General features: G+C 67.6%; 20 protein-coding genes. 12 read left to right on the forward strand and 8 right to left on the reverse strand.

Annotated elements, in window-relative coordinates; genetic code table 11:
• Nucleotides 1–250: 250 nt before the first annotated feature.
• Genes AC5P5W_RS15140 through gspH form a run of 3 tightly spaced genes read right to left on the reverse strand, consistent with a single transcriptional unit; the run spans nucleotide 251 to nucleotide 1,667 of the window.
• Nucleotides 251–865: a prepilin-type N-terminal cleavage/methylation domain-containing protein gene (locus tag AC5P5W_RS15140; protein WP_069116565.1), complete on the reverse strand. Its 615-nt coding sequence runs from the start codon at nucleotides 863–865 to the stop codon at nucleotides 251–253.
• Nucleotides 862–1,212, reverse strand: coding sequence for a type II secretion system minor pseudopilin GspI (gspI, locus tag AC5P5W_RS15145; RefSeq protein WP_219634480.1), 351 nt, complete (start codon nucleotides 1,210–1,212; stop codon nucleotides 862–864). Before gspI ends, AC5P5W_RS15140 begins: the two co-directional genes overlap by 4 nt.
• An 8-nt stretch (nucleotides 1,213–1,220) precedes the next feature.
• Nucleotides 1,221–1,667 carry a type II secretion system minor pseudopilin GspH gene (gspH, locus tag AC5P5W_RS15150; protein ID WP_046430958.1) on the reverse strand — a complete coding sequence of 149 codons (447 nt, stop codon included), beginning with the start codon at nucleotides 1,665–1,667 and terminating at the stop codon, nucleotides 1,221–1,223.
• A 103-nt stretch (nucleotides 1,668–1,770) separates the two neighbouring features.
• Here gspH and AC5P5W_RS15155 point away from each other — a divergent pair, with 103 nt between their 5' ends.
• The gene (locus AC5P5W_RS15155) at nucleotides 1,771–2,247 is read left to right on the forward strand and encodes a general secretion pathway protein (RefSeq protein ID WP_014647359.1); all 477 of its coding nucleotides are present in this window, start codon (nucleotides 1,771–1,773) and stop codon (nucleotides 2,245–2,247) included.
• A gap of 90 nt (nucleotides 2,248–2,337) precedes the next feature.
• On the opposite strand, the gene AC5P5W_RS15160 is transcribed toward AC5P5W_RS15155, so the two are convergent.
• A complete protein-coding gene (locus tag AC5P5W_RS15160) occupies nucleotides 2,338–2,673 on the reverse strand; it encodes a hypothetical protein (protein ID WP_111207000.1) in 336 nt (111 codons plus the stop codon).
• A gap of 201 nt (nucleotides 2,674–2,874) precedes the next feature.
• Between AC5P5W_RS15160 and AC5P5W_RS15165 the strand changes: the two genes are divergently transcribed.
• The 6 genes from AC5P5W_RS15165 to AC5P5W_RS15190 all read left to right on the forward strand — a co-directional run bounded on the left by AC5P5W_RS15165 (nucleotide 2,875) and on the right by AC5P5W_RS15190 (nucleotide 9,659).
• Nucleotides 2,875–4,491: a ShlB/FhaC/HecB family hemolysin secretion/activation protein gene (locus AC5P5W_RS15165; protein ID WP_197574676.1), complete on the forward strand. Its 1,617-nt coding sequence runs from the start codon at nucleotides 2,875–2,877 to the stop codon at nucleotides 4,489–4,491.
• Between the two features lie 38 nt (nucleotides 4,492–4,529).
• Complete coding sequence (locus AC5P5W_RS15170; RefSeq protein ID WP_197574675.1) at nucleotides 4,530–6,314, forward strand: DUF2341 domain-containing protein; 1,785 nt, start codon at nucleotides 4,530–4,532, stop codon at nucleotides 6,312–6,314.
• 10 nt (nucleotides 6,315–6,324) lie between these two features.
• Nucleotides 6,325–6,738, forward strand: a complete 414-nt coding sequence (locus tag AC5P5W_RS15175; RefSeq protein ID WP_005409874.1) for an ExbD/TolR family protein — start codon at nucleotides 6,325–6,327, stop codon at nucleotides 6,736–6,738.
• 39 nt (nucleotides 6,739–6,777) lie between these two features.
• On the forward strand, nucleotides 6,778–7,443 hold the full coding sequence (gene tolA, locus AC5P5W_RS15180; protein ID WP_197574674.1) for a cell envelope integrity protein TolA: 666 nt from the start codon (nucleotides 6,778–6,780) through the stop codon (nucleotides 7,441–7,443).
• Nucleotides 7,444–7,485: 42 nt separating this feature from the next.
• Nucleotides 7,486–9,231 carry a putative porin gene (locus AC5P5W_RS15185; RefSeq protein ID WP_197574673.1) on the forward strand — a complete coding sequence of 582 codons (1,746 nt, stop codon included), beginning with the start codon at nucleotides 7,486–7,488 and terminating at the stop codon, nucleotides 9,229–9,231.
• A 98-nt stretch (nucleotides 9,232–9,329) separates the two neighbouring features.
• Nucleotides 9,330–9,659 carry a hypothetical protein gene (locus AC5P5W_RS15190; RefSeq protein ID WP_005409871.1) on the forward strand — a complete coding sequence of 110 codons (330 nt, stop codon included), beginning with the start codon at nucleotides 9,330–9,332 and terminating at the stop codon, nucleotides 9,657–9,659.
• A gap of 8 nt (nucleotides 9,660–9,667) precedes the next feature.
• On the opposite strand, the gene AC5P5W_RS15195 is transcribed toward AC5P5W_RS15190, so the two are convergent.
• From AC5P5W_RS15195 to AC5P5W_RS15210, 4 genes are all read right to left on the reverse strand, one after another.
• A complete protein-coding gene (locus tag AC5P5W_RS15195) occupies nucleotides 9,668–10,066 on the reverse strand; it encodes an OsmC family protein (RefSeq protein ID WP_049404363.1) in 399 nt (132 codons plus the stop codon).
• 117 nt (nucleotides 10,067–10,183) lie between these two features.
• Nucleotides 10,184–10,825 carry a hydrolase gene (locus tag AC5P5W_RS15200; RefSeq protein ID WP_032962577.1) on the reverse strand — a complete coding sequence of 214 codons (642 nt, stop codon included), beginning with the start codon at nucleotides 10,823–10,825 and terminating at the stop codon, nucleotides 10,184–10,186.
• Between the two features lie 55 nt (nucleotides 10,826–10,880).
• Nucleotides 10,881–11,561 carry an isochorismatase family protein gene (locus tag AC5P5W_RS15205; protein WP_197574672.1) on the reverse strand — a complete coding sequence of 227 codons (681 nt, stop codon included), beginning with the start codon at nucleotides 11,559–11,561 and terminating at the stop codon, nucleotides 10,881–10,883.
• A 72-nt stretch (nucleotides 11,562–11,633) separates the two neighbouring features.
• Nucleotides 11,634–12,500, reverse strand: a complete 867-nt coding sequence (locus AC5P5W_RS15210; RefSeq protein ID WP_197575171.1) for a pirin family protein — start codon at nucleotides 12,498–12,500, stop codon at nucleotides 11,634–11,636.
• A 149-nt stretch (nucleotides 12,501–12,649) separates the two neighbouring features.
• On the opposite strand from AC5P5W_RS15210, the gene AC5P5W_RS15215 reads away from it, so the two are divergent.
• The 5 genes from AC5P5W_RS15215 (at nucleotide 12,650) to AC5P5W_RS15235 (ending at nucleotide 19,367) form a co-directional block, all read left to right on the forward strand.
• Nucleotides 12,650–13,576 (forward strand): LysR family transcriptional regulator, encoded by a 927-nt coding sequence (locus AC5P5W_RS15215; protein ID WP_014647350.1) that lies wholly within the window; start codon nucleotides 12,650–12,652, stop codon nucleotides 13,574–13,576.
• Between the two features lie 130 nt (nucleotides 13,577–13,706).
• Nucleotides 13,707–14,210 (forward strand): RNA polymerase sigma factor, encoded by a 504-nt coding sequence (locus AC5P5W_RS15220; RefSeq protein WP_014647349.1) that lies wholly within the window; start codon nucleotides 13,707–13,709, stop codon nucleotides 14,208–14,210.
• Between the two features lie 82 nt (nucleotides 14,211–14,292).
• Complete coding sequence (locus tag AC5P5W_RS15225; RefSeq protein ID WP_197575173.1) at nucleotides 14,293–15,249, forward strand: FecR domain-containing protein; 957 nt, start codon at nucleotides 14,293–14,295, stop codon at nucleotides 15,247–15,249.
• A gap of 184 nt (nucleotides 15,250–15,433) precedes the next feature.
• Nucleotides 15,434–18,550 carry a TonB-dependent receptor domain-containing protein gene (locus AC5P5W_RS15230; protein WP_197575175.1) on the forward strand — a complete coding sequence of 1,039 codons (3,117 nt, stop codon included), beginning with the start codon at nucleotides 15,434–15,436 and terminating at the stop codon, nucleotides 18,548–18,550.
• Nucleotides 18,551–18,602: 52 nt separating this feature from the next.
• Nucleotides 18,603–19,367 (forward strand): Slam-dependent surface lipoprotein, encoded by a 765-nt coding sequence (locus AC5P5W_RS15235; protein ID WP_014647346.1) that lies wholly within the window; start codon nucleotides 18,603–18,605, stop codon nucleotides 19,365–19,367.
• Nucleotides 19,368–19,435: the final 68 nt, after the last annotated feature.

Consider the following 19,435-nt stretch of genomic DNA (forward strand, 5'->3'; position numbering starts at 1 on the left):
GGAAGCGGCCCCAGCCAGGATGGCACGGAGGGCAGGGAGCGGCCATCAGCGGTGAGGACCACCGACACGGCGCCGCCGGGTGCAGGAGCGCGCCCGGCAGCGGGCTCGGCAGTAGATCCGCGCCATGCGTGGATGGCTGGGCCAGCCTCAGTGCCGACCAACGGTCGGCACCCACCAGGGCAGGCCGGGCAGTAGAAGCCGCTCGGCAGTAGATCCACGCCATGCGTGGATGCTTTGCCTGGGAGGAATCCTAAAGCTCCAGCACGCGCCGGTAGCCCAGCGGTCCACGCCCGTCACGCAGGCCCAGCCGCAGTTCCAGCCCGGTGGCCGGCAGCACCTCGCCCTCGCTCGGCAGCATCGCCCAGCCGGCCCCGGGTTGCCAGGCGCGCACCTCGAACCGCTGCACATCCTTTGCCACTGCAATGCCTTCCGAAGGAACCGGCGCGGGCAGGGGATAGCGGTCCGTCGCCGTACCGCTGGCGCGCCATAGCGTGTTGCCTTGCCGCCACCAGCGCACCCGCTGCCAGCGCAGCCCATCACTGTCGACGCTGCGGGTGATCTCCAGCGCAAAGCTTCCATCCGGATGCCGTTCGCTCACCAGTGAAGGGGGTAGCAGGCGCTGAGGCTGATCCGCCGGGCGCACCGCGCCGTTCATCAGCGCATCGTCGGCACGCATCTCGATATCGCGCTGGAACTGCTGCAGCACGCGCAGTGCCGTCGTGGTCTCGGCATCGGCCCGGCGCAGGCGCTGGTCGCTGCTGGCCACGCTGTCGAGCGCTCGCCAGCAGATCAGCGCCAGCACGCCCATGATGGTGATCGCGATCATCACCTCGATAAGGGTGAAGCCTGCTGCGGTACGCTTCATTGCGCCGCGGTCCACGGCAGCTGCATCCGCGCCAGCGACTGCCGCGGTGCATCTTCGGCAGCCACGCTCAGTTCCAGTTGCGGCTGTCCGTCACCCCCCGTGCCGATATGCTGCAGCACCAGGAAACTGCTTCGCCCCTGCACGCAGCGCAGCCGTGCATCCTGCGGCGGCTGCCCGGCCAGGCGCAGCTCCTGCCAGCGGTCCTGCGCGCACAGCAGCGCCAGGCGACGGTCGCGCAGGCGTGACTGATCGTCGGTGGCCACCGCGACCGAGCGCATGACCGCAGCCAGCGCAATCGAAACGATCGCCAGTGCGATCAGCACTTCGATCAAGGTGAATCCGCGCATGTTCCGCTTCACTGCACGACCTGCAACTGTCCGCTGCCATCGTCACGAAGACGCAGCTGGCGGCCCTGCAACGACAACGTCAGTTCCCATGCCACGCCGATCCACTCCGGGCTCAGTTCAACCGGGGTGGCCGGCTGCACCACGATGCCGGCCGGTTGCCATGACTGTGGGCGCAGCAGGTCGTCGCGTTGCACGTCCACCCAGCGGGTGCCTTCGCGCCTGCTGAACCGGTAGCCGGCGGCGTCGGCCTGCCAGCGCAGGGGGCGGCCATCGATGCGGGCCTCGTCGCGCGCCACCTGCAGGCGCTGCGCCAGTCGTTCGGCCTCCTGCCGCAGCTGGCGCGCGGGGTCGAGCAGGCCGCCCAGGCCCAGGCCGATGCCCGCCGTGCAGATGCCGATGATCACCAGCACCACCATCAGTTCCAGCAGGGTGAAACCACGCGGCACGTGCTGCATCGACGTTGCCTCCTGTCCAGGTCGATGCCTGCCAGCGTAGGCCCGTATGATGAAACAAAAGCGTCAGCGGCGGCTGCTAGCGTGGGCGGACACGAACGTGGCGATGGTGCGGAACATGGATGGCAGGCGCTGGGATCGCAATCGGATGTTGACCCTACTGGCGGCCACCCTGCTGCTGGCGGTGGTGGCCTATTGGAGCGTCACCCTGTCTGCGGTGGCGCCTGCGGCGGCAGCCAGCGAAGCGCATGCCGATGCGCCGGCCCGGCCGCTGTTCGATGCGGTGGCCAGTCTGCCGCTGGTGCGGCTGCTGTCGCCCGGTGCGGTGCAGACCGAGGTGGTCGTGCTGGGTGTGATGGCGGGTGACCACGCGCCCCTGGCCCTGTTGTCGGTGGATGGACGCCCGCCGGAGGCTTACGCGCCCGGCCAGCGGCTGGGGCCCTGTACGGTGCTGGCCAGCATCAGCGCCAACGCGGTGGAACTGAACCAGGCTGGGCAATCGCGCAGCCTGCCGGTGCCCGCGCTGCCACCGGTGCCGAACGATGGCATCGTGCCGGCCGCTCCGCAGGGCGGCGCTCGGTAGAGCCGAGCCCGCGCTCGGCTGCCTCTGCATGGCCGTTGAAAGGTGTGCAGGCGCAGCCGGGCGTGGGCTCGGCTCTGCAGATGCATGGGTTCATCGCGCCGGACGCTGCGGTACCACGGACCGCCCGAAGGCATCGCCCATGCGTTGCCGCGTGCCTTCCAGGTTGTACTGCATCAGCTGGTTGCCGGGCTGCCGCATCAGGCGTTCGGCATCCGGCAGCGCCGCTGACTTCGCCGATTTCGGCGCCGGCGCCAGCCTGCGTTGCAGGCATTCCCACGCCGGGATGCGCTCGCCGTTGACCTGTACTTCGATGCACGGCGCAGCACCGTCCTGCTTCTTCGCCTCTCCGGCCCAGGCCGATGGCAACGCCAGCAACAAGGCAAGGGCGAGGGCAGGGCGAAGGCCCGTCTTCAATGGCTCACTCATCTCGAATCTCCTGCAACAACCGACGCTCTGCAATGAAGACGTGTGGCGAGGGCAGTCTACGCCGGCGAGTGCTCCGGCGCTGTCACAAGATGACAGTGCTGTCACAAAACTGGTGGCGGTTTTGACGCGACGTGCACGTCCTGTTGGTAGACCCACGCGCCGCTCCCTGGCCCCTCCCTCCGATACGACGCGATGCCTTCGATGATTCCTGTTCCGTGCCGAGCCGTCCGCTTTCCGTTGCGCCTGCATCCGCTGGTGCTGGCGCTGGCCGCGATGCCGCTGCCATTGTTCGCGCAGGAGGCAGCGCCTGCGCCCAGCGTGAACATCAATGAATACATCGTGCGCGGCAACACCGTGCTCGATCCGCGTCAGATCGAACGGGCGGTAGAGCCGTTCCTCGGCCCGGGCAGGACCCTGGCCGATGTCGAGAAGGCGCGCGATGCGGTCCACGCGCTGTACCAGCAGGCGGGCTACCAGTCGGTCTACGTCGAACTCCCCGAGCAGCAGGTCAGTGGCGGCGTGGTGCTGCTGAAGGTGCAGCAGACGCCGATCGGCCAGCTGCGCGTGGTCGGCACCCGCCACGAATCGCCCGACCGCATACGCGATCGCGTACCGGCACTGGCCGAGGGCAAGGTGCCGGACTTCGACCAGGCCCAGAAGGAACTGACCGCACTGAACGAAGGCGGGCGTCGCCAGGTGATGCCGCTGGTGCGCGAAGGCCAGGTGCCGGGCACGATGGATGTGGACCTGCAGGTCGAGGAGAAGTCGCCGTGGCGTGCCAGCGCGTCACTCAACAACGACCACAGTGCCGACACCGAGAAGCTGCGCCTGAGTGCGTCGCAGGCCTACGACAACCTGTGGAAGCGCGGGCACAGCGCCAACATCGGCGTGTACCTAGCGCCGGAAGATACAAAGCAGGCCAAGGTGTTCTCGGCCTCGTACACGATGCCGTTCGAAGGCACGCCGTGGAGCCTGGAAGCCTCCGGCTACAGATCCGACAGCCGCGTGTTGAATGCAGGCGGGCAGGTCGGTACCGGCACCGGCACCAACGTGATCGGCAACGGCCATTCGATCGGCCTCAAGCTCAACTACCGCCTTGCCGGCAGCAGCCAGTGGTGGCGCCAGCTCAGTCTCGGTGTGGATTTCAAGGACACCGAGGAAGACACGCAGATGGGCAAGGACAGCCTGAAGACACCGTTGAAGTATGCGCCGATCACCCTGGCCTTCGTCGGCGTGCGCCAGGGCGAGCAGGATCAGCTGAGCATCAACACCCAGCTGGTGGCCGGTACCCGCCGCCTGTTCGGTTACGGCAGCGACGCCACCGCGTTCGGGCAGAAGCGCTACTGGGCTGACCCGAGCTTCGTGGCCTTCAAGGCCGACGTGGCCAACACCCACACCTTCAGCAATGACTGGCAGTGGTATGCGCGTGGCTCGCTGCAGGTAACCGATGCGCCACTGGTGTCGGCCGAGCAGTTCGCTGCTGGCGGCATGTACACCGTGCGTGGCTACCTGTCGGCCGAGGCGATCGGCGACTACGGCGGCCTGGCCAGCCTGGAATGGCGCACCCCGGCGTGGTCACTGTGGAGCGGCACCGATCTGCGTGTCTACAGCTTCGCCGACGCGGCCTACCTGCGCCTGCGCCGGCCGCTGCCCGAGCAGCGTGACAAGTACAACCTGGCCTCGGTCGGCCTGGGCGCGCAGCTGCGCCTGGGTGAACACCTGCAACTGCGCCTGGACTACGCCTGGCCTTATGCCGATGGCCCGGTCACGCGCAAGGACGACCCGCGCCTGCATTTCAACATCAGCACCAGCTACTGACCCTTCCCTTGAACATGCGTTCTCCGGAGACCCTTCGCATGGACCGTTTGCTTTCCCGAGTGTTGCTGCTGCTGGCCGCGCTGGTTGCGTTGCCTGCGGCTGCGGCCGATGCCAATTGGTGGCAGGCCGAATGGAAATACCGCAAGCCGATCACCGTAGACGCGGGCCCGCAGGGCGCGGGCCTGGCCGGTGACCCGGGCCGCACGCCACTGCTGCTGCGGCTGCATACCGGCAACTTCGGCTTCGACGGCACCCAGGATGCGGGCAACGACCTTCGCTTCGTCTCGGGTGATGGCCGTACCGTGCTGGCCCACCAGATCGAGCAGTTCGATCCCACGCTGGGCCTGGCCCTGGTCTGGGTGGACCTGCCGGCGGTCAGTGCCGCCGCGCCGCAGACCATCTGGATGTACTACGGCAATGAAAAAGCCCCGGCCAGCGGCAACGGCCAGCAGGTGTTCGATCCGGACTACACGCTGGTCTACCACTTTGCCGAGGCCAATGCGCCGGCACGCGACACCACCGCCTATGGCAACAATGCCGGTGTGGTGGTGCCGCCGTCGGAAGGCGCGGTGATCGGCCGCGGCGTGCAGCTGGGCGCCGGCCCGCTGCCGCTGCCGGCCAGCGCGTCGCTGGCGCAGGAAGCGGGCGCGCCGCTCACCGTTTCGGCCTGGATCAAGCCGGGCAGCAACAATGCGGCTCAAGCCATCTACGCCCGCCGTGATGGTGCTTCCGAACTGGTGCTGGGCATCGAGAACCGCGTGCCGTTCGTGCAGCTCAATGGCCAGCGCAGCACGCCGGCGCAACCGATTCCGGAAGGGCAGTGGGCGCATGTTGCACTGACGGCAGAGAAGGGCGCGTTGCAGCTGTACCTCAATGGGCGCGTAGCTGCCCAGCTGAGCGGTGCGCTGCCGGCGCTGGCCACCGCGCCGGTGGTCGGCGCCGACGTGCCGGGCGCCGCGCAGCCGCTGGCCAACTTCGAAGGTGCCCTGGACGAGTTGCGCATTTCGCGGGTGGCACGCCCGGCCGCGCTGCTGCTGGCCGACGCCACCGCTCAGGGCGCCGACTCGCGCCTGGTCAGCTACGGCGCCGACGAGCAGTCCGCCGGGCAGAGCCACTTCGCCTTCATCCTCAAGGCGATGCCGTTCGATGCCTGGGTGGTGGTCGCCATCCTCGGCCTGATGATGCTGCTGTCGTGGGCGATCATGATCGCCAAGAGCCGCCACTTCGGTCGTACCAGCAAGGCCAATGCGGTGTTCACCGAGAGCTTCGGCAAGCTGTCCGGCGTACCGCTTCGCACCCTGTCCGACATGGACCGCCAGGGCAGGGCGCCGACCGCCATGCACGATGGCTCGTTGTGGCGCATCTACCAGGTGGCCATCGATGAAATGCAGCAACGCCACCAGCGCGATGGCAACAGCGGTTACCTCAGTGGTGCCACCATCGCGGCGATCCGAGCCTCGATGGATGCAGTGATGGTGCGCGAGCAGGAAGCGATGGCGCGGCGCATGAACTGGTTGTCGACCACCATCGAAGGCGCTCCCTACGTGGGCCTGTTCGGCACCGTGATCGGCATCATGCTGGTGTTCGTGGTTGCGGCAATGGCCGGCGCGGTGGACATCAACTCGGTGGCACCGGGCATGGCCGCGGCGCTGCTGTGTACTGCCGCCGGCCTCGGCGTCGCGATCCCGGCGCTGTTCGGCTACAACTACCTGGGCGCGCGTGCCGAAGCGATCGGTGCGGACATGGCGGTGTTCATCGACGAATTCGCCGCGCGCCTGGCCGAAGAGCAGGACGGGCGCGGCCCGGCCGCGGTCCAGGGCTGAGGGGCGCGCCATGGGCCAGAAGGCGAAGTTCGGCATCAAGAAGCGCGAGAAGGGCATCAACGTGACGCCCTTCGTCGATGTGCTGCTGGTGGTGCTGGTGATCTTCATCCTGACCAGCAACGCTTCCATCCCCGGCATCGAGGTCAACCTGCCGAAGGCCAGCAACAGCGTTGCGCTGGAGAAGCCGAAGACCAAGGCGATCACCATCGACCCCAGCGGCCAAGTGTTCCTGGATGCCTACCCGGTGACGATGGCCGAGCTGGAAGACCGGTTGCGCACCGAGCGCGCGACCACGCCGGACTTCCCGGTGATCGTGCGCGGTGACGCACAGGTGCAGTACGCCCGCGTGGTCGAGGTGCTGGACCTGCTGCGGCGGCTGGAGCTGGCCCAGGTGGGCCTGGTCACGGGCAAGGCGCAGGGCTGAGGCATGACGGCCCATCAACCCCCTCGGCCGGAGCCCGGCATGCGCGGTCGCCAGTTTCTGGTGACTGTCGCGCTGGTGCTGGCCGCGTTGCTGGTGCTCGGCATCGCCGTGTGGTGGATGCTGTTCAAGGACACCGCCAGCACCCGTCGGCCGGTGGTGCAGCCGCCGATGTTGGCGCTGCCGCCAGCGCCTCCGCCACCCCCGCCGCCGCCGGAAAAGCCGCCGGAGCCAGAAACGCCGCCGGAGGAGACGATGCCCGAACCGGAGCCGCTGGAGCAGCCGACGCCGGCTGAAGAGCCGACGCCGGCACCGGACAATGCAAATCCGGTGACGATGAACGCCGATGCGCAGGCCGGCGGTGACAACTTCGGCATCCAGTCCGGCAATGGTGGCGGTTCGTCCGGCGTCGGTCGCGGCGGTGCCGGCAATGCCACCTATGGGCGCTACCTCGGCTACCTGATGCAGCAGGCAATCTCGCGCGACGACAAGGTCAAGCGCCTGGCGTTCCAGCTGCAGGTGAATGTGTGGCTGGCCAGCGATGGCCGCCTGGAAAAGGTCGAGCTGGTGCGTGGCAGTGGCAACGAGGAGGCCGACGCGGCCGTGCTCGATGCACTGCGTCGCATCGGCAAGGTCGACCAGGCACCCCCACCGTCGCTTGATTTCCCCGCCCGCGTCCTGATCCAGGGCCGCCGGCCCGGGGCCTGATTCCCGACCTCCGTGATTTCCCTTCTTTCGATGAGAACCGTGATGAACGACCACGTCCGCGCACGAACCGATTCCCGCCGCCCGCGGCCGGCCCGACGGGCGCTGCTGTGCTGCGCCGTGCTGCTCAGCCTGGCCGCCCCGGCCGGTGCGATGGCCGCTGAAACCACCATGGTCAAGCTGATCAAGGGCCTGATCGCCAGCGGCGCACTGAAACCAGAAGACGGCCAAGCATTGCTGGTGCAGGCCGAGGCCGAAGCGGCGGCCGCCCAGCGCAGCGCAGCCACCGCGACCTCGGCCGCCAGTGGCGGTGTCGCCCTGGAGGCCGGCGACGTGCGCGTGCCCTACGTGCCGCAGAGCGTGCGCGACGGCATCCGTGACGAAGTACGCCAGGACGTGATGGCGCAGGCCAGGTCCGAGGGCTGGGCGGCACCGAACGAAGTGGCTGAGTGGACCAAGCGCATCAAGGTCACCGGTGACATGCGCGTGCGCAGCGAATCGCGCTTCTTCTCCGAACGCAACAGCGATATCGTGAGCAACTGGTCGTCGATCAATTCCGGCAACGGCTTCGACACCAACACCAACACCAACCTGCAGCTGCCACCACTGCTGAACACCCGCCAGGACCGCCGCAACCTGTGGCGCATCCGCGCCCGCCTGGGCATCGAGGCGACCATCGGCCAGCACACCACGGCCGGTGTGCGCCTGGCCAGCGGCAGCAGCAATGGCCCGGTGTCGACCACCGAGCAGCTGGGTGGCGGCCTGAGCAAGAAGGATGTATGGCTGGACCAGGCATGGCTGGCCTACAGCCCGGCCGACTGGGTGACGGTGCGCGGCGGCCGCTTCGGCAATCCGTTCTGGACCAGCGACACGCTGTTCTCCAACGACCTCAACTTCGATGGCCTGGCCGCCAACCTGAAGTACGACTTCGACGGCGGCGACCTCGGCCTGTTCGGCAACCTGGCGGTGGTACCGCTGGAATACACCTCCGACAGCGCGCCCAGCCAGAGCCGGGTCAAGACCCCGAACGAGAACAAGTGGCTGTCCGGGGCGCAGGTGGGCGTGAACTGGCGCTTCAATGACGACAACGCGCTGCGCGCGGCACTGGGCTACTACGACTTCAAGAACATCAGCGGCCGCCTGTCCTCGCCGTGCGCGCTGTATGCGGGCGCGGTGGGCTGCGACACCGACTGGTCGCGTCCGGCGTTCATGCAGAAGGGCAACACCCTGATGCTGATCCGCGACATCGCGCGCAATCCGCTGGATCCGGCCAATACGCCCACCCCGCAGTATGTCGGCCTGGCCTCGGCATTCCGCCTGGCCACGCTGAACATGCGCTGGGATACGCAGCTGGCCCAGGACGTCGGCCTGCGCCTTGAAGGCGACTACATCCGCAACCTGGCCTATGACAAGCAGGCGATGTTCAGTCGCGCCAACAACGGCATCGTCAACAACTACGGTGCCGGTGGTGCCGCCAGCATCGATACCTTCCGCAGCGGCGACACGGCATGGATGCTGCAGGCCACCTTCGGTGCCACCGAGCTGAAGGAGAAGGGCCAGTGGCAGGCGCTGCTGGGCTACAAGCACATCGAGGCCGATGCGCTGCCGGATGCCTACAACGATCCGAACTTCCACCTCGGTGGCACCAACGCCCGCGGCTACTACGTGGGCGGTGCCTATGCGCTGGACGCGCGCAGCTGGATCAGCGGCAAGTGGATGGCGGCCAAGGAAGTGTCCGGTGCGCCGCTGTCGATCGACGTGTTCCAGCTGGAGTTCAACACCGGCTTCTGAGTAGCGGGCGTGATGCGGATCACGTAGTGCGTGGCGGGGGCGCAGCGATGCGCCCGTCTAGGGAAAGGAGACCACGCGTTGTTCAAAAGGAGGAGTGGATGAGCCGTCGCAAGCTGTTCGAGAGTCCCGAACCGTCCAGCCAGATGCTGGGTGTTGGACCGGCCTATGTTTCCGTGGAGGGCCTGCGCCAGCACCTGGCCGAGTTCCTGCTGTACGCGGGCCGGCCGGTGGTGATCATGCGCGGGCGCAGCGAAGTGGGCTACTTCCTGCCGGCGCGCTGCTGGCGCCAGCGTGACGATGATCCGCTGGCGGCCGCGGCCGCCGACCAGCTGCTGGATGCCGCCGGGTTCCAGGCCGAAGACATCCAGCAGGTGGAGCAGGAATTCAACGCGATGCGTCAGCGCACGGTGCTGCATTCACGGCGCTGAGCCCTCTGTTACGCCGCCGCCCCGCGCTCACTGGTGATGCGTGCACCTTCGCGCATCACCAGGGTCACCGGGGTCTTTTCCACCACCTCCAGCAATCGCTGCCACTGCGCATCGCTCAGCTCGGCACTGGCATGCAGCACGCGGTGCACGTGGAGGCGTCCGTCCTCGTCACGTTCCGAGCGCAGCTCGGCATGGAACTCGCCCAGGTCCCAGCCCTTGCGCTGCGCGTACATGCGCAGGGTGATGGCGGTGCACGCCGCCAGCGAGGCCAGGTACAGGTCGAACGGCGCGAAGCCCTTGCCCTGGCCGCCCAACGAGGCAGGCTCGTCCGCATCCACATCGAAGCTGCCATTGCTGATGTGGTGCAGGTAATTGTCGGCGGTCGAAACAATGCGTGCGTAGGCCATCACATTCTCCATCTATCCATGGCGTCGAGCCACGCTCGATTAAACACACTGTAGCGTCGAGCCATGCTCGACGGCTCCCCAAAGGCGGCGCCAGCCAGGACCGGCGCCGCCACCCGGTTACTCGGTACGATCGTACGAGAACTGGATGCCCGCCGTACCGCCGGTTTCAATGAAGAGGTTCATGAAGGCCGGCACCGTTTCCGAACGGGCCCAGTCGCGCTGCAGCTCGCAGAACAGCTGCGGCACGCTGATCAGCTGGCCGCCGGCCTGTTCGATGCGGCGCAGCGCGGCATCGTGCGCGGCCAGCGAGGTGCCGCCGACGGCGTCGACCACCACATACACCTCATAGCCTTCCTTCAACGCATCCAAGGCCGGGAAGGTCAGGCAGGCCTCGGTCCACAGCGCGGTCATGATCAGCTTGCGGCGGCCGGTGGCTTCCACCGCCCTGCGGAACTGGACGTCTTCCCAGGAATTGATGGTGGTGCGGTCGTAGGTCGGATAGTCACCCAGCACCTGGCGCAGCTGCGGAATCGGCGGCTTGTTCAGGCCGGTCTTGACGTTCACCGTCGAATGCACGATCGGCAGGCCATAAGCCACTGCGGCTTTGGCAGTGCCGACGATGTTGTTGACCAGCAACTGGCGGTCCATCGAAGCAATGGAGTTCACCTGCACCGGCTGGTAGTCGATGATGATGAACGCGGAGTTCTGCGGGGTCAGCAGATGATCGCTGGCCGGGTCGCGGATCGGTTCACTGGACATGATGGGTCTCCGGTTGAGAGGCGTGCCGACAGCGGGCCGGCACCCCGGGCGTAGGTCAGCTGCGCTGCGAATCCAGCGGCTCGTGGTTCTTCTGCACGTCCTGCGCCTTCAGGTAGCTTTCGATCAGCAGCTGGTAGTTCGGGAAGATCTTCGTGTAGACCTCGGCCCATTGCTGGGCATCGTCGCGGTTCCAGCTGCGCTGGATCTCCGAGGCCACCGCGGCGGTGTCCATCGGCACCACGCCGGCCTGCACCACCCGGGCCAGGGTGATCTCCTCGGCCATCTTCGAATAGGTGCCCGAGGCATCGATGACCGCGAACACCTGATAGCCATCGGCAACGGCGGCAATGGACGGGAAGGCCATGCACACGCTGGTGATGGTGCCGGCAATGATCAGCTGCCTGCGGCCGGTGGCCTTCACTGCGGCAACGAATTCCGGGTTGTCCCAGGCGTTGATCTCGCCCTTGCGCGCCACGTACCGGGCATGCGGGGCTGCGTCGTGGATCTCCGGGATCAGCGGGCCGTTCGGGCCCTGCGGAACAGAGGCAGTGGTGATCACCGGCATCTTTGCAAGCGTGGCCATCCTGGCCAGCGCGGTGGCGTGGGCGCGCACGCGGGTGAACGGCATGTCACCGATGGTCTGGAACAGGCCGCTCTGATGGTCGATCAGCAGCATCGCGGTGCTGTCCGGATCGATCACCGGGCGGGCACCGTTGAAGTTGGCGGGGGTACTCATGGTCAGTCTCCTGGAAAAAGCGGGCGATGGCCCGGAGGGTGCGGCGGGCCATCGCCCGCCGCTTTCAAACGATCAGTGCGCGATCCGGCCGAAGCGGCCGCTGTTGAAGTCGTTGACCGCCTGCGCGATCTCGGCCTGGCTGTTCATCACGAACGGGCCATAGCCCACCACCGGCTCGTCGATCGGCTCACCGCTGAGCAGCAGTACGGTGGCGTCGCTGTCGGCGTCGACGAACACGTCCTCGCCGCTGCGGTCGAAGGTGACCAGCTGCGCTTCGCCGACCGGCTGGCCGCCGTTGATCCGCACCGTGCCCTTCAGCACCACAAGCGCCAGCGTGCGGCCCTCGGCCACCGGCAGGTCGGTGTGGTGGCCCTGCTGCAGGCGGATGTCCCAGACATCCATCGGCGTGTGGGTGCGCGCCGGGCCGGCATGACCGTGGAAGCGGCCGGCAATGACCCGCACGCGGCCGGCGCCATCGGGCAGATCCACCGAGGGAATCTCTGCGTCGAGCAGGGTCTGGTAGCCCGGTGTGCCCATCTTGTCGCGCGCCGGCAGGTTCACCCACAGCTGGACCATGTCCAGCGTGCCGCCGCGCCTGCTGAATTCCGGCGTGTGGAATTCCTCGTGGAGGATGCCGGAGGCAGCCGTCATCCACTGCACGTCACCCGGGCCGATGGTGCCGCCGGCCCCGGTCGAATCGCGGTGGGCGACCTCACCCTCATAGACGATGGTGACGGTCTCGAATCCGCGATGCGGATGCTGGCCGACGCCACGCGGCGTATTGCTGGGGGCGAAGGTGTACGGGCCGGCGTAATCCAGCAGCAGGAACGGGCTGAGGTGCTGGCCGTGGGTGTTGTAGGAAAACATCGAGCGGGCGGGGAATCCGTCGCCCACCCAGTGCGGGCGGGGGGCGCTGTAGGTACCGGTGACACGCTTCATGGCGATCTCCTGACCGGGGCTGCCGGCCGCTGTTCTTCGTTGCGAAGACGATATCGCCGTGACAATAAGGCCGGTAGACGCCAGTATTTGCCGTCATAGTCCTATCTGGTGAACAATGTCTGCAGGCCGTGGCCGCAGGAGATCGCCCCGTGTTCATCGCAGATATCCGCCGTTGTGACCTCAACGACCTGTTCTACTTCGCCATGGTGGTCGAGCATGGCGGCTTCTCGCAGGCCGGCCGGGCGCTGGCGATGCCGAAGTCGAAACTGAGCCGGCGCATCGCGCTGCTGGAGGAACGGTTGGGCGTGCGCCTGATCCAGCGTTCGACCCGGCGTTTCTCGGTCACCGAGGTCGGCCAGGACTACTACCGCCACTGCAAGGCCATGCTGGTCGAAGCCGAAGCGGCCGAGGAAGCCATTGCGATGTCACGTGCCGAGCCGCGCGGCACAATCCGCCTGGCGTGTCCGATCGCGATCCTGCACGCGCGCATTGGCACGATGCTGGCCGATTTCCTGGCCCTGCACCCGCAGGTGACGGTGCAGCTGGACGCCACCAACCGGCGCGTCGATGTGGTGGGCGAGGGTGTGGACGTGGCGATCCGCGTGCGGCCGCCGCCGCTGGAGGACAGTGACCTGGTGGTACGCGTGCTGGCGCGCCGGGTCTGGTGCACCAGTGCCAGCCCGGCGCTGCTGCAGCGGCTGGGCACGCCGCAGGTGCCGGCCGACCTGGCGATGATGCCGACCGTGGATCTGGCATCGCCCAGCCAGCAGCATGCCTGGGAATACACCGGGCCGGGCGATGTGCTGGCCAGCGTGCACCATCGCCCGCGGCTGGTCAGCGATGACATGATCGCGTTGCGCACCGCCGCGGTGGCCGGGGTGGGCCTGCTGATGCTGCCGCGGATGATGATCAGCGACGAGCTGGCCAGTGGCGCGCTGGTGCCGGTACTGCCGGAGTGGGTGCCCAAGCACGGCATCGTGCACGCGGTGTTCCCGTCGCGACGCGGCCTGTTGCCTGCGGTGCGTGCGCTGATCGACTACCTCGCCGAACGCTTCGAGGCGCTGGAGGAACCGTAGATCCTCCATCCACGCCATGCGTCGATGATGCTTTCGTGGCGCGGCTTGCCGCCTGCGGCCCCGCAGCCCACAATCCACGTCCGGACCGTCGCCATCACGCCCATCATTCCCCGGTCCGGCCTTGGCACCTATGTCTCCCAATGCCCTGGCGCTGGTCGAGCTGCTGATCCGCGAGCGCCGTGCGTTGTCCCGCTTCGTCGCGCGCTACCTCGACCCGGCCAGCACCGAGGACACCCTGCAGAACCTCTACCTGAAGGCCAGCAGCGTGCCCGGCGATCCACCGATCCTGGAGCCGCGCGGTTATCTGTACCGGATGGCCTACCACCACGCGCTCAACCGCAGCCAGGCCGACGCCCGCGAGCGGCGCGCGATGGCCGAGTACGCCACCGGCATGGCCGAGGCAGGCCACGACGGCGAGGCGCAGGCGCTGGACCAGGCGCAGCTGCGCGAGATCACCCAGACCATCCTGGCCCTGCCGGCCCAGGTACGCGAGTGCTTCGTGCTCAACCGCTACCTGGGCCTGAGCGAACGCGAGATTGCCGCGCGCCTGGGGATCTCCAAGAGCCTGGTCGGCAAGCATGTGCTGCGCGCAGCGCTGCTGATCCAGCAACAGCAGCGGGGAATGGGCCGATGAGCGGCGATTGCCGTGGGCAGATCGTGCCCGCCGTTGTCACAACAGGAAAGCGCACCCATTCGCGGTGCGGCAGGCCACAACCATGACCACGTCCGAACCCTCGCCGCGTCAGGCCAGGCAGGCGTTGCGCTGGGTGATACGGTGCAGTGCAGGCCCGTTGCCGGAACGCCAGCAACGCACCCTGCAGCGCTGGCTGCAGTCCGATCCGCGCCATGCGCTGGCCTGGCGCCAGCAGCAGGCCTTCTGGCAGCGGTTGGACGCTGCTGGGCCCGAGGTGCTGGCCGCGCTGCCCGAGCTGACCGCCGACCGCCAGGGGCTGCGTCCGATCGCACCGCGCCGTCGCCTGCCGTGGCTGCTGGCATCGGCTGCGGCCGTGGTGCTGATGGTCGCGGCCGCTCCGCATGCGTTGCTGCTGGCGCGCAGTGATGTGCGCAGCAGCGATGCGCCACGAGTGGTGCAGCTGGCCGATGGCAGCACGGCGGTACTCGATGCCGGCACCGCGCTGGCACTTTCGTTCGATGACCGGCAGCGCCACCTGCGCCTGCTGCGCGGCCAGGCCTGGTTCCAGGTAGCGCACGAGGCTCGCCCGTTCCAGGTCGAGGCAGCGGGCGGCCTGGTCCGTGACATCGGCACTGCCTTCAGCGTGTCGATGCTGGATACCACGGTCACCACCCAGGTCAGCGCGGGTGTGGTCGATGTGCGCCCGGGCGATGGCAGCGTGCAGCGCCTGCATGCCGGACAGGCACGCATGTTCCGTGACGGGCACTGGCTACAGCCGGTGCAGCTGGAAGATCCGGAGAGCATGGCGCCGTGGCGGCGTGGCGAGGTAGTGATCGATGATCGGCCGGCCGCGCAGGCCATCGCCGACCTGGCGCGCTACCGTCGTGCCCCGGTCTGGGTACTGGGCGGGCAGGGCGCACGCATACGGGTCAGTGGCCTGTTCCACCTGCAGCAACCGGACACGGCCATCGTCGCCGTGGCCGCGCAGGCGGGACTGCGCGTGCAGCGCTTGCCCGGTGGTGCGTTGCTGCTGTGGTGAAGCACCCGCGGAACATGGACGAACCGGTCGCATGAAAAAAAACATGAAAAAACCGTGGGCAGTCGTCGCAGCCCGCTGTCTATAGGGGTATAGCCAGAGCGAAACAGCGTTTCTTCTCAAGCCAGACACACCACCGGGCACCGGACGTGTCCGTGGTCCCGCCCCGCTTGAGGAGTTCCTGTCCATGCCGTCCACGGCATCCGCCTGTCATCGTCGCGCCACCGCTCTGGCCCTGGCTGTTTCCACCGCATTGCTGCAGTTGGCCTGGGTGCCGGCCGGGCAGGCGCAACCGGCGGTCGTCGCGCCGCTGCGCCAGTACGCCATTCCGGAACAGCCCCTGGCCGACGCCGTGCGTGCCTTTGGCCGCCAGGCCGATGTGCAGGTGGTGTTCCGCAGTGACCTGGTGGAAGGCCGTCGCTCCAGCGCGGTGAGCGGCGAGTACAGCCAGATGCAGGCCCTGCAGCTGCTGCTGCGTGGCAGCGGCGTGCGCGCGCAGCGTGGCATGGACGGCACCTGGAGCCTGCGTACCGCAGCGGAGGCGGGTGAAGGGGAAGGGGTGCGGGTGACCGAGACACTGGACGTGGCCGGTCGCCTGCAGTCGGAAGGGGGCGAGGCCCGCGATCGGCGCGGCTACGATGATGTGTTCGCGCTGGACATGGCCACGGCGTATTCGGGGCGCGACCGGGTGGAGCGCTACCGCGGCTCCAATCCGGCCGACGTGGTCAAGGATCTGGTCGGTGTGTTCAGCGGCGATGCGCGCAACAGTGGCGCGCTGGACATCAACATCCGCGGCATCCAGGGGCCGGGGCGGGTGCCGGTCAGCATCGACGGCGGCGAGCAGGCACTTACGGTCTGGCGCGGCTACAACGGCGTCAGCAACCGCAACTACATCGATCCCAACCTGATAGGTGGCATCCAGGTCATCAAGGGGCCGGGGCTGGTGCGCGATGTGCACAGCGGGATCGGTGGCGCGCTGGTGATCAAGACCATCGACGTCGATGACATCGTGGAAACGGGTGAGCGCTTCGGCGGGGAGCTGAAGATCGAAGGCAGCAGCAATGCGGTGGCGCCACGCCTGCCGCGGCTGCATACCGGCGAGGACTACCGCACGGTGCCCGGGTTCCCGCAGGGCTCGCCCTCGGCACCGTATGCCGACAGCACGCTGCTGGTGCCGGTGAAGTCGCGCGGTTCGGAAGCCAATGTGTTCGCCGGCGAGGACCAGGCCTGGCGGCTGGCGCTGGGCCTGCGCGGCGAACACGTGGACCTGATGGCCGCGTATGCCTGGCGCAAGCGCGGCAACTACTTCTCCGGCACCCAGGGCACGGCGTACTACGACCAGGACCCGCGCGAGCAGTTCGAGTACAAGGGCCTGGACTACATCACCACGCTGGCGCGCTACTTCAAGCCCGGCGACGAGGTGCCCAACACCTCCAGCGAGCAGGAATCGTGGCTGCTGAAGGCGACCTGGCAGATCAACGATGACCAGCAGCTGCGCGCCACCTGGCGGCGTACGCTCTCCCACTACGGCGAGATCATGCCCTCGCGCATCCTGTCCGCGCCCGACTACGGTCGCATCCAGTGGCCGCTCAGCCGCGTCGATGCCGATGCCTGGAACCTGGAATACCACTGGCAGCCTGCCGGCAGCCGCTGGCTGGACCTGCGTGCCAACCTGTGGCGCACCGAAACCACCAGCGATACCTACACCGCTGGCGGCTTCCCCAATTTTGCCAGCAACCCCGACTGGAACCCCGGCAGCAGCCCGATCCTGCGCAATACCGCGCTGGCCAATGCCCGCAACGACCGCACCGGCCTGACCCTGAGCAACCGCTTCGCGCTGCATTCCACCCTGGACCTGACGGTGGGCGGCAACTGGCAGTTCGAGAAACTGCGCTCGGCGGACCCGTACTTTGGCGTCAGCGATGGCTGGCGCATGTACCCGCGCGCCGGGCGCCGCCAGGAAGGCGAGGGCTACCTGGTGCTGGACTGGCGGCCGGTGGATTTCCTCTCCCTGAGCGCCGGCGTGCGCTACGCGCGCTATTGGGCCTTCGATGATTTCCTGCAGGAACACCCGGAACTGATGACCACCTCTGTGTTCCCCAAGGAGGCCCGCTACCGGGTCAACGAACTGCCTGAGCGCCCGGCCAGCCTGCAGGGCGAGATCGACGCCATCGAGGCGCAGCGCGCGTTCTGGGACAGCATCGGCATGGGCTTCATCGTTGATGATCTGCTGAAGGGCCTGCTGAGCAGGTACGAGACGCCGGTGGCGGTGGACCACAGCATTCCGTGGCTGCCGGATGCGGACGGCAACTACAGCCGTGCCAGCAACCCGTGCCTGAATGGTCAGGTGGCGGCCATTCCCGGGCTGTTGCCGGTGCAGGGCGCGCAGATCCTGTGCAGCATCCAGAGCGGGCGGTCGCAGACGGTGGCCGGCCGCAACGAGCGCAGGCGCGACCATGCCTGGCTGCCGACCTTCTCGGCCACCGCGCATTTCTCGCCCAATGCGCGCGCCTATGTGCGTTACAGCGAGGCGGTGCGTTTCCCCAGCATGTTCGAGAGCACCATCGCGTTCTCCAGCAGCCTGAACCCGCTGTACCCGCTCAAGCCCGAGCACGCCTACAACTACGAAGTGGGCTATGTGCACAACCTGTCCGCACTGTTCGGTAACACTGCCGATGCCGACGTGAAGCTGGCCTACTACGTGCACAAGACCCGCAACGTGATCGAGCGCGACGGCAATTTCCTGTTCGACAACCTGGACAAGCAGCGCATCCGCGGCGTGGAGTTGCAGGCGCGGTTCGACAACCGGCGCTTCTTCACCGACCTGGGCATCACCCGTACGCTGGAAAACAAGGTCTGCGACGAAAGCATGGCGGTGCAGCTCGATGCGCTGGCCGGCAAGGTGCCCAACTGCGTGCAGGACGGCTTCGTCAGTGGCTACCTGCTGACCCAGGCCATTCCCCGGTTGTCGGTGAACGTGTCGCTGGGCACCCGGCTGTTCGATGAGCGCCTGGAGCTGGGCAGCCGCATCGTGCATTACCAGCGCCACCAGAACCCGGACCTGCAGGCCTACCGTGACCGACTGTACGCCGGCAGCGGTGGCCTGATCTGGCAGAACGTGCCGTTCACCTGGGGAAACATCACCACCGTCGATGCCTACGCGCGCTGGCGCTTCAATGACCACACCAGCGTCGAGCTGGTCGGCACCAACCTCGGCAACCGCTACTACGTCGACCCGGCCACGCGCTCTACGCTGCCGGCGCCGGGGCGCACGCTGAAGCTCGGTGTCACTGCACGCTTCTGATGACCTGTCTCGTTGTTGTACCCGTTGTTCCCTCAACCCAAGGAGTAGTTCCATGAAGATGATCTCCCGTTCCGTACTGGCCATGGCCGCCACCTTCGCACTAGCCGGTGCCGCCCAGGCCGCCGACATCGTCGGTGCGGCCAGCCCGGCCACCGATTCGCAGCTGTACGTCAAGGTCGGTGCCTCCGAAGTCAACGGCGGCCCGCACAGCGCAGGCAAGGCCGGCATCGGCGTCGGCACCGTCTCCAATGGCAAGCCGGTCGACTTCCAGGGGCTGGCGGCCTATTCGGCCCCGACCACCGTCAACGGCGTTACCGTGCGTACCCTGGCCATGCCGATCACCGGTACGCCGGGCAGCCATTCCGGCATGGGCCACTTCAACTTCGTCAAGGTGGGCAGTGGCGATGTGTGGTTCGGTGAATGGTCCAAGGACGGCGCTGCAGGTGGCTTCAACAACCGCCAGGTGTACTTCGCTGGTGACCGCGCCGGCACCACCCTGCCCAGCGGTACCGCCACCTACGCGGTGGCCGGCCTGAACCGGTTCAATGGCAGCAACCTGCTCAGCGGTACCTTCGCGGCGAACTTCGGCACTGGCAAGCTGACCGGCGGCCTGACCGGTGGTGGCCAGACCCTGGCGATCAGCGCCAACATCAACAGCGCCGATGCATCCTTCGCCGGCACCGCCGTGGCCAACGGCTCGGTCACCGGCAACAGCCAGGGCCAGTTCTTCGGCGCCAACGCGGCCACGCTCGCCGGTATCGCCACGTTCGCCGGCAACAGCCAGTACGACACCGCCTTCGGCGGCAGCAAGAACTGATCGCCACGCCCCTGACGGGGCAGGGCAGGGACAAGCCGCGATCCGCCAGTCCCTGCTTCGGCCGCTGC

This window comes from Stenotrophomonas sp. YJH_SMC_123 (genome assembly GCF_059368215.1).

Excerpts from the sequence above, each read along its gene's own strand:
- AC5P5W_RS15140 (WP_069116565.1), bottom strand. The coding sequence starts at position 865 with ATGAAGCGTACCGCAGCAGGCTTCACCCTTATCGAGGTGATGATCGCG.
- gspI (WP_219634480.1), bottom strand. The coding sequence starts at position 1,212 with ATGCGCGGATTCACCTTGATCGAAGTGCTGATCGCACTGGCGATCGTT.
- gspH (WP_046430958.1), bottom strand. The coding sequence starts at position 1,667 with ATGCAGCACGTGCCGCGTGGTTTCACCCTGCTGGAACTGATGGTGGTG.
- AC5P5W_RS15155 (WP_014647359.1), top strand. The coding sequence starts at position 1,771 with ATGGTGCGGAACATGGATGGCAGGCGCTGGGATCGCAATCGGATGTTG.
- AC5P5W_RS15160 (WP_111207000.1), bottom strand. The coding sequence starts at position 2,673 with ATGAGTGAGCCATTGAAGACGGGCCTTCGCCCTGCCCTCGCCCTTGCC.
- AC5P5W_RS15165 (WP_197574676.1), top strand. The coding sequence starts at position 2,875 with ATGATTCCTGTTCCGTGCCGAGCCGTCCGCTTTCCGTTGCGCCTGCAT.
- AC5P5W_RS15170 (WP_197574675.1), top strand. The coding sequence starts at position 4,530 with ATGGACCGTTTGCTTTCCCGAGTGTTGCTGCTGCTGGCCGCGCTGGTT.
- AC5P5W_RS15175 (WP_005409874.1), top strand. The coding sequence starts at position 6,325 with ATGGGCCAGAAGGCGAAGTTCGGCATCAAGAAGCGCGAGAAGGGCATC.
- tolA (WP_197574674.1), top strand. The coding sequence starts at position 6,778 with ATGCGCGGTCGCCAGTTTCTGGTGACTGTCGCGCTGGTGCTGGCCGCG.
- AC5P5W_RS15185 (WP_197574673.1), top strand. The coding sequence starts at position 7,486 with ATGAACGACCACGTCCGCGCACGAACCGATTCCCGCCGCCCGCGGCCG.
- AC5P5W_RS15190 (WP_005409871.1), top strand. The coding sequence starts at position 9,330 with ATGAGCCGTCGCAAGCTGTTCGAGAGTCCCGAACCGTCCAGCCAGATG.
- AC5P5W_RS15195 (WP_049404363.1), bottom strand. The coding sequence starts at position 10,066 with ATGGCCTACGCACGCATTGTTTCGACCGCCGACAATTACCTGCACCAC.
- AC5P5W_RS15200 (WP_032962577.1), bottom strand. The coding sequence starts at position 10,825 with ATGTCCAGTGAACCGATCCGCGACCCGGCCAGCGATCATCTGCTGACC.
- AC5P5W_RS15205 (WP_197574672.1), bottom strand. The coding sequence starts at position 11,561 with ATGAGTACCCCCGCCAACTTCAACGGTGCCCGCCCGGTGATCGATCCG.
- AC5P5W_RS15210 (WP_197575171.1), bottom strand. The coding sequence starts at position 12,500 with ATGAAGCGTGTCACCGGTACCTACAGCGCCCCCCGCCCGCACTGGGTG.
- AC5P5W_RS15220 (WP_014647349.1), top strand. The coding sequence starts at position 13,707 with ATGTCTCCCAATGCCCTGGCGCTGGTCGAGCTGCTGATCCGCGAGCGC.
- AC5P5W_RS15225 (WP_197575173.1), top strand. The coding sequence starts at position 14,293 with ATGACCACGTCCGAACCCTCGCCGCGTCAGGCCAGGCAGGCGTTGCGC.
- AC5P5W_RS15230 (WP_197575175.1), top strand. The coding sequence starts at position 15,434 with ATGCCGTCCACGGCATCCGCCTGTCATCGTCGCGCCACCGCTCTGGCC.
- AC5P5W_RS15235 (WP_014647346.1), top strand. The coding sequence starts at position 18,603 with ATGAAGATGATCTCCCGTTCCGTACTGGCCATGGCCGCCACCTTCGCA.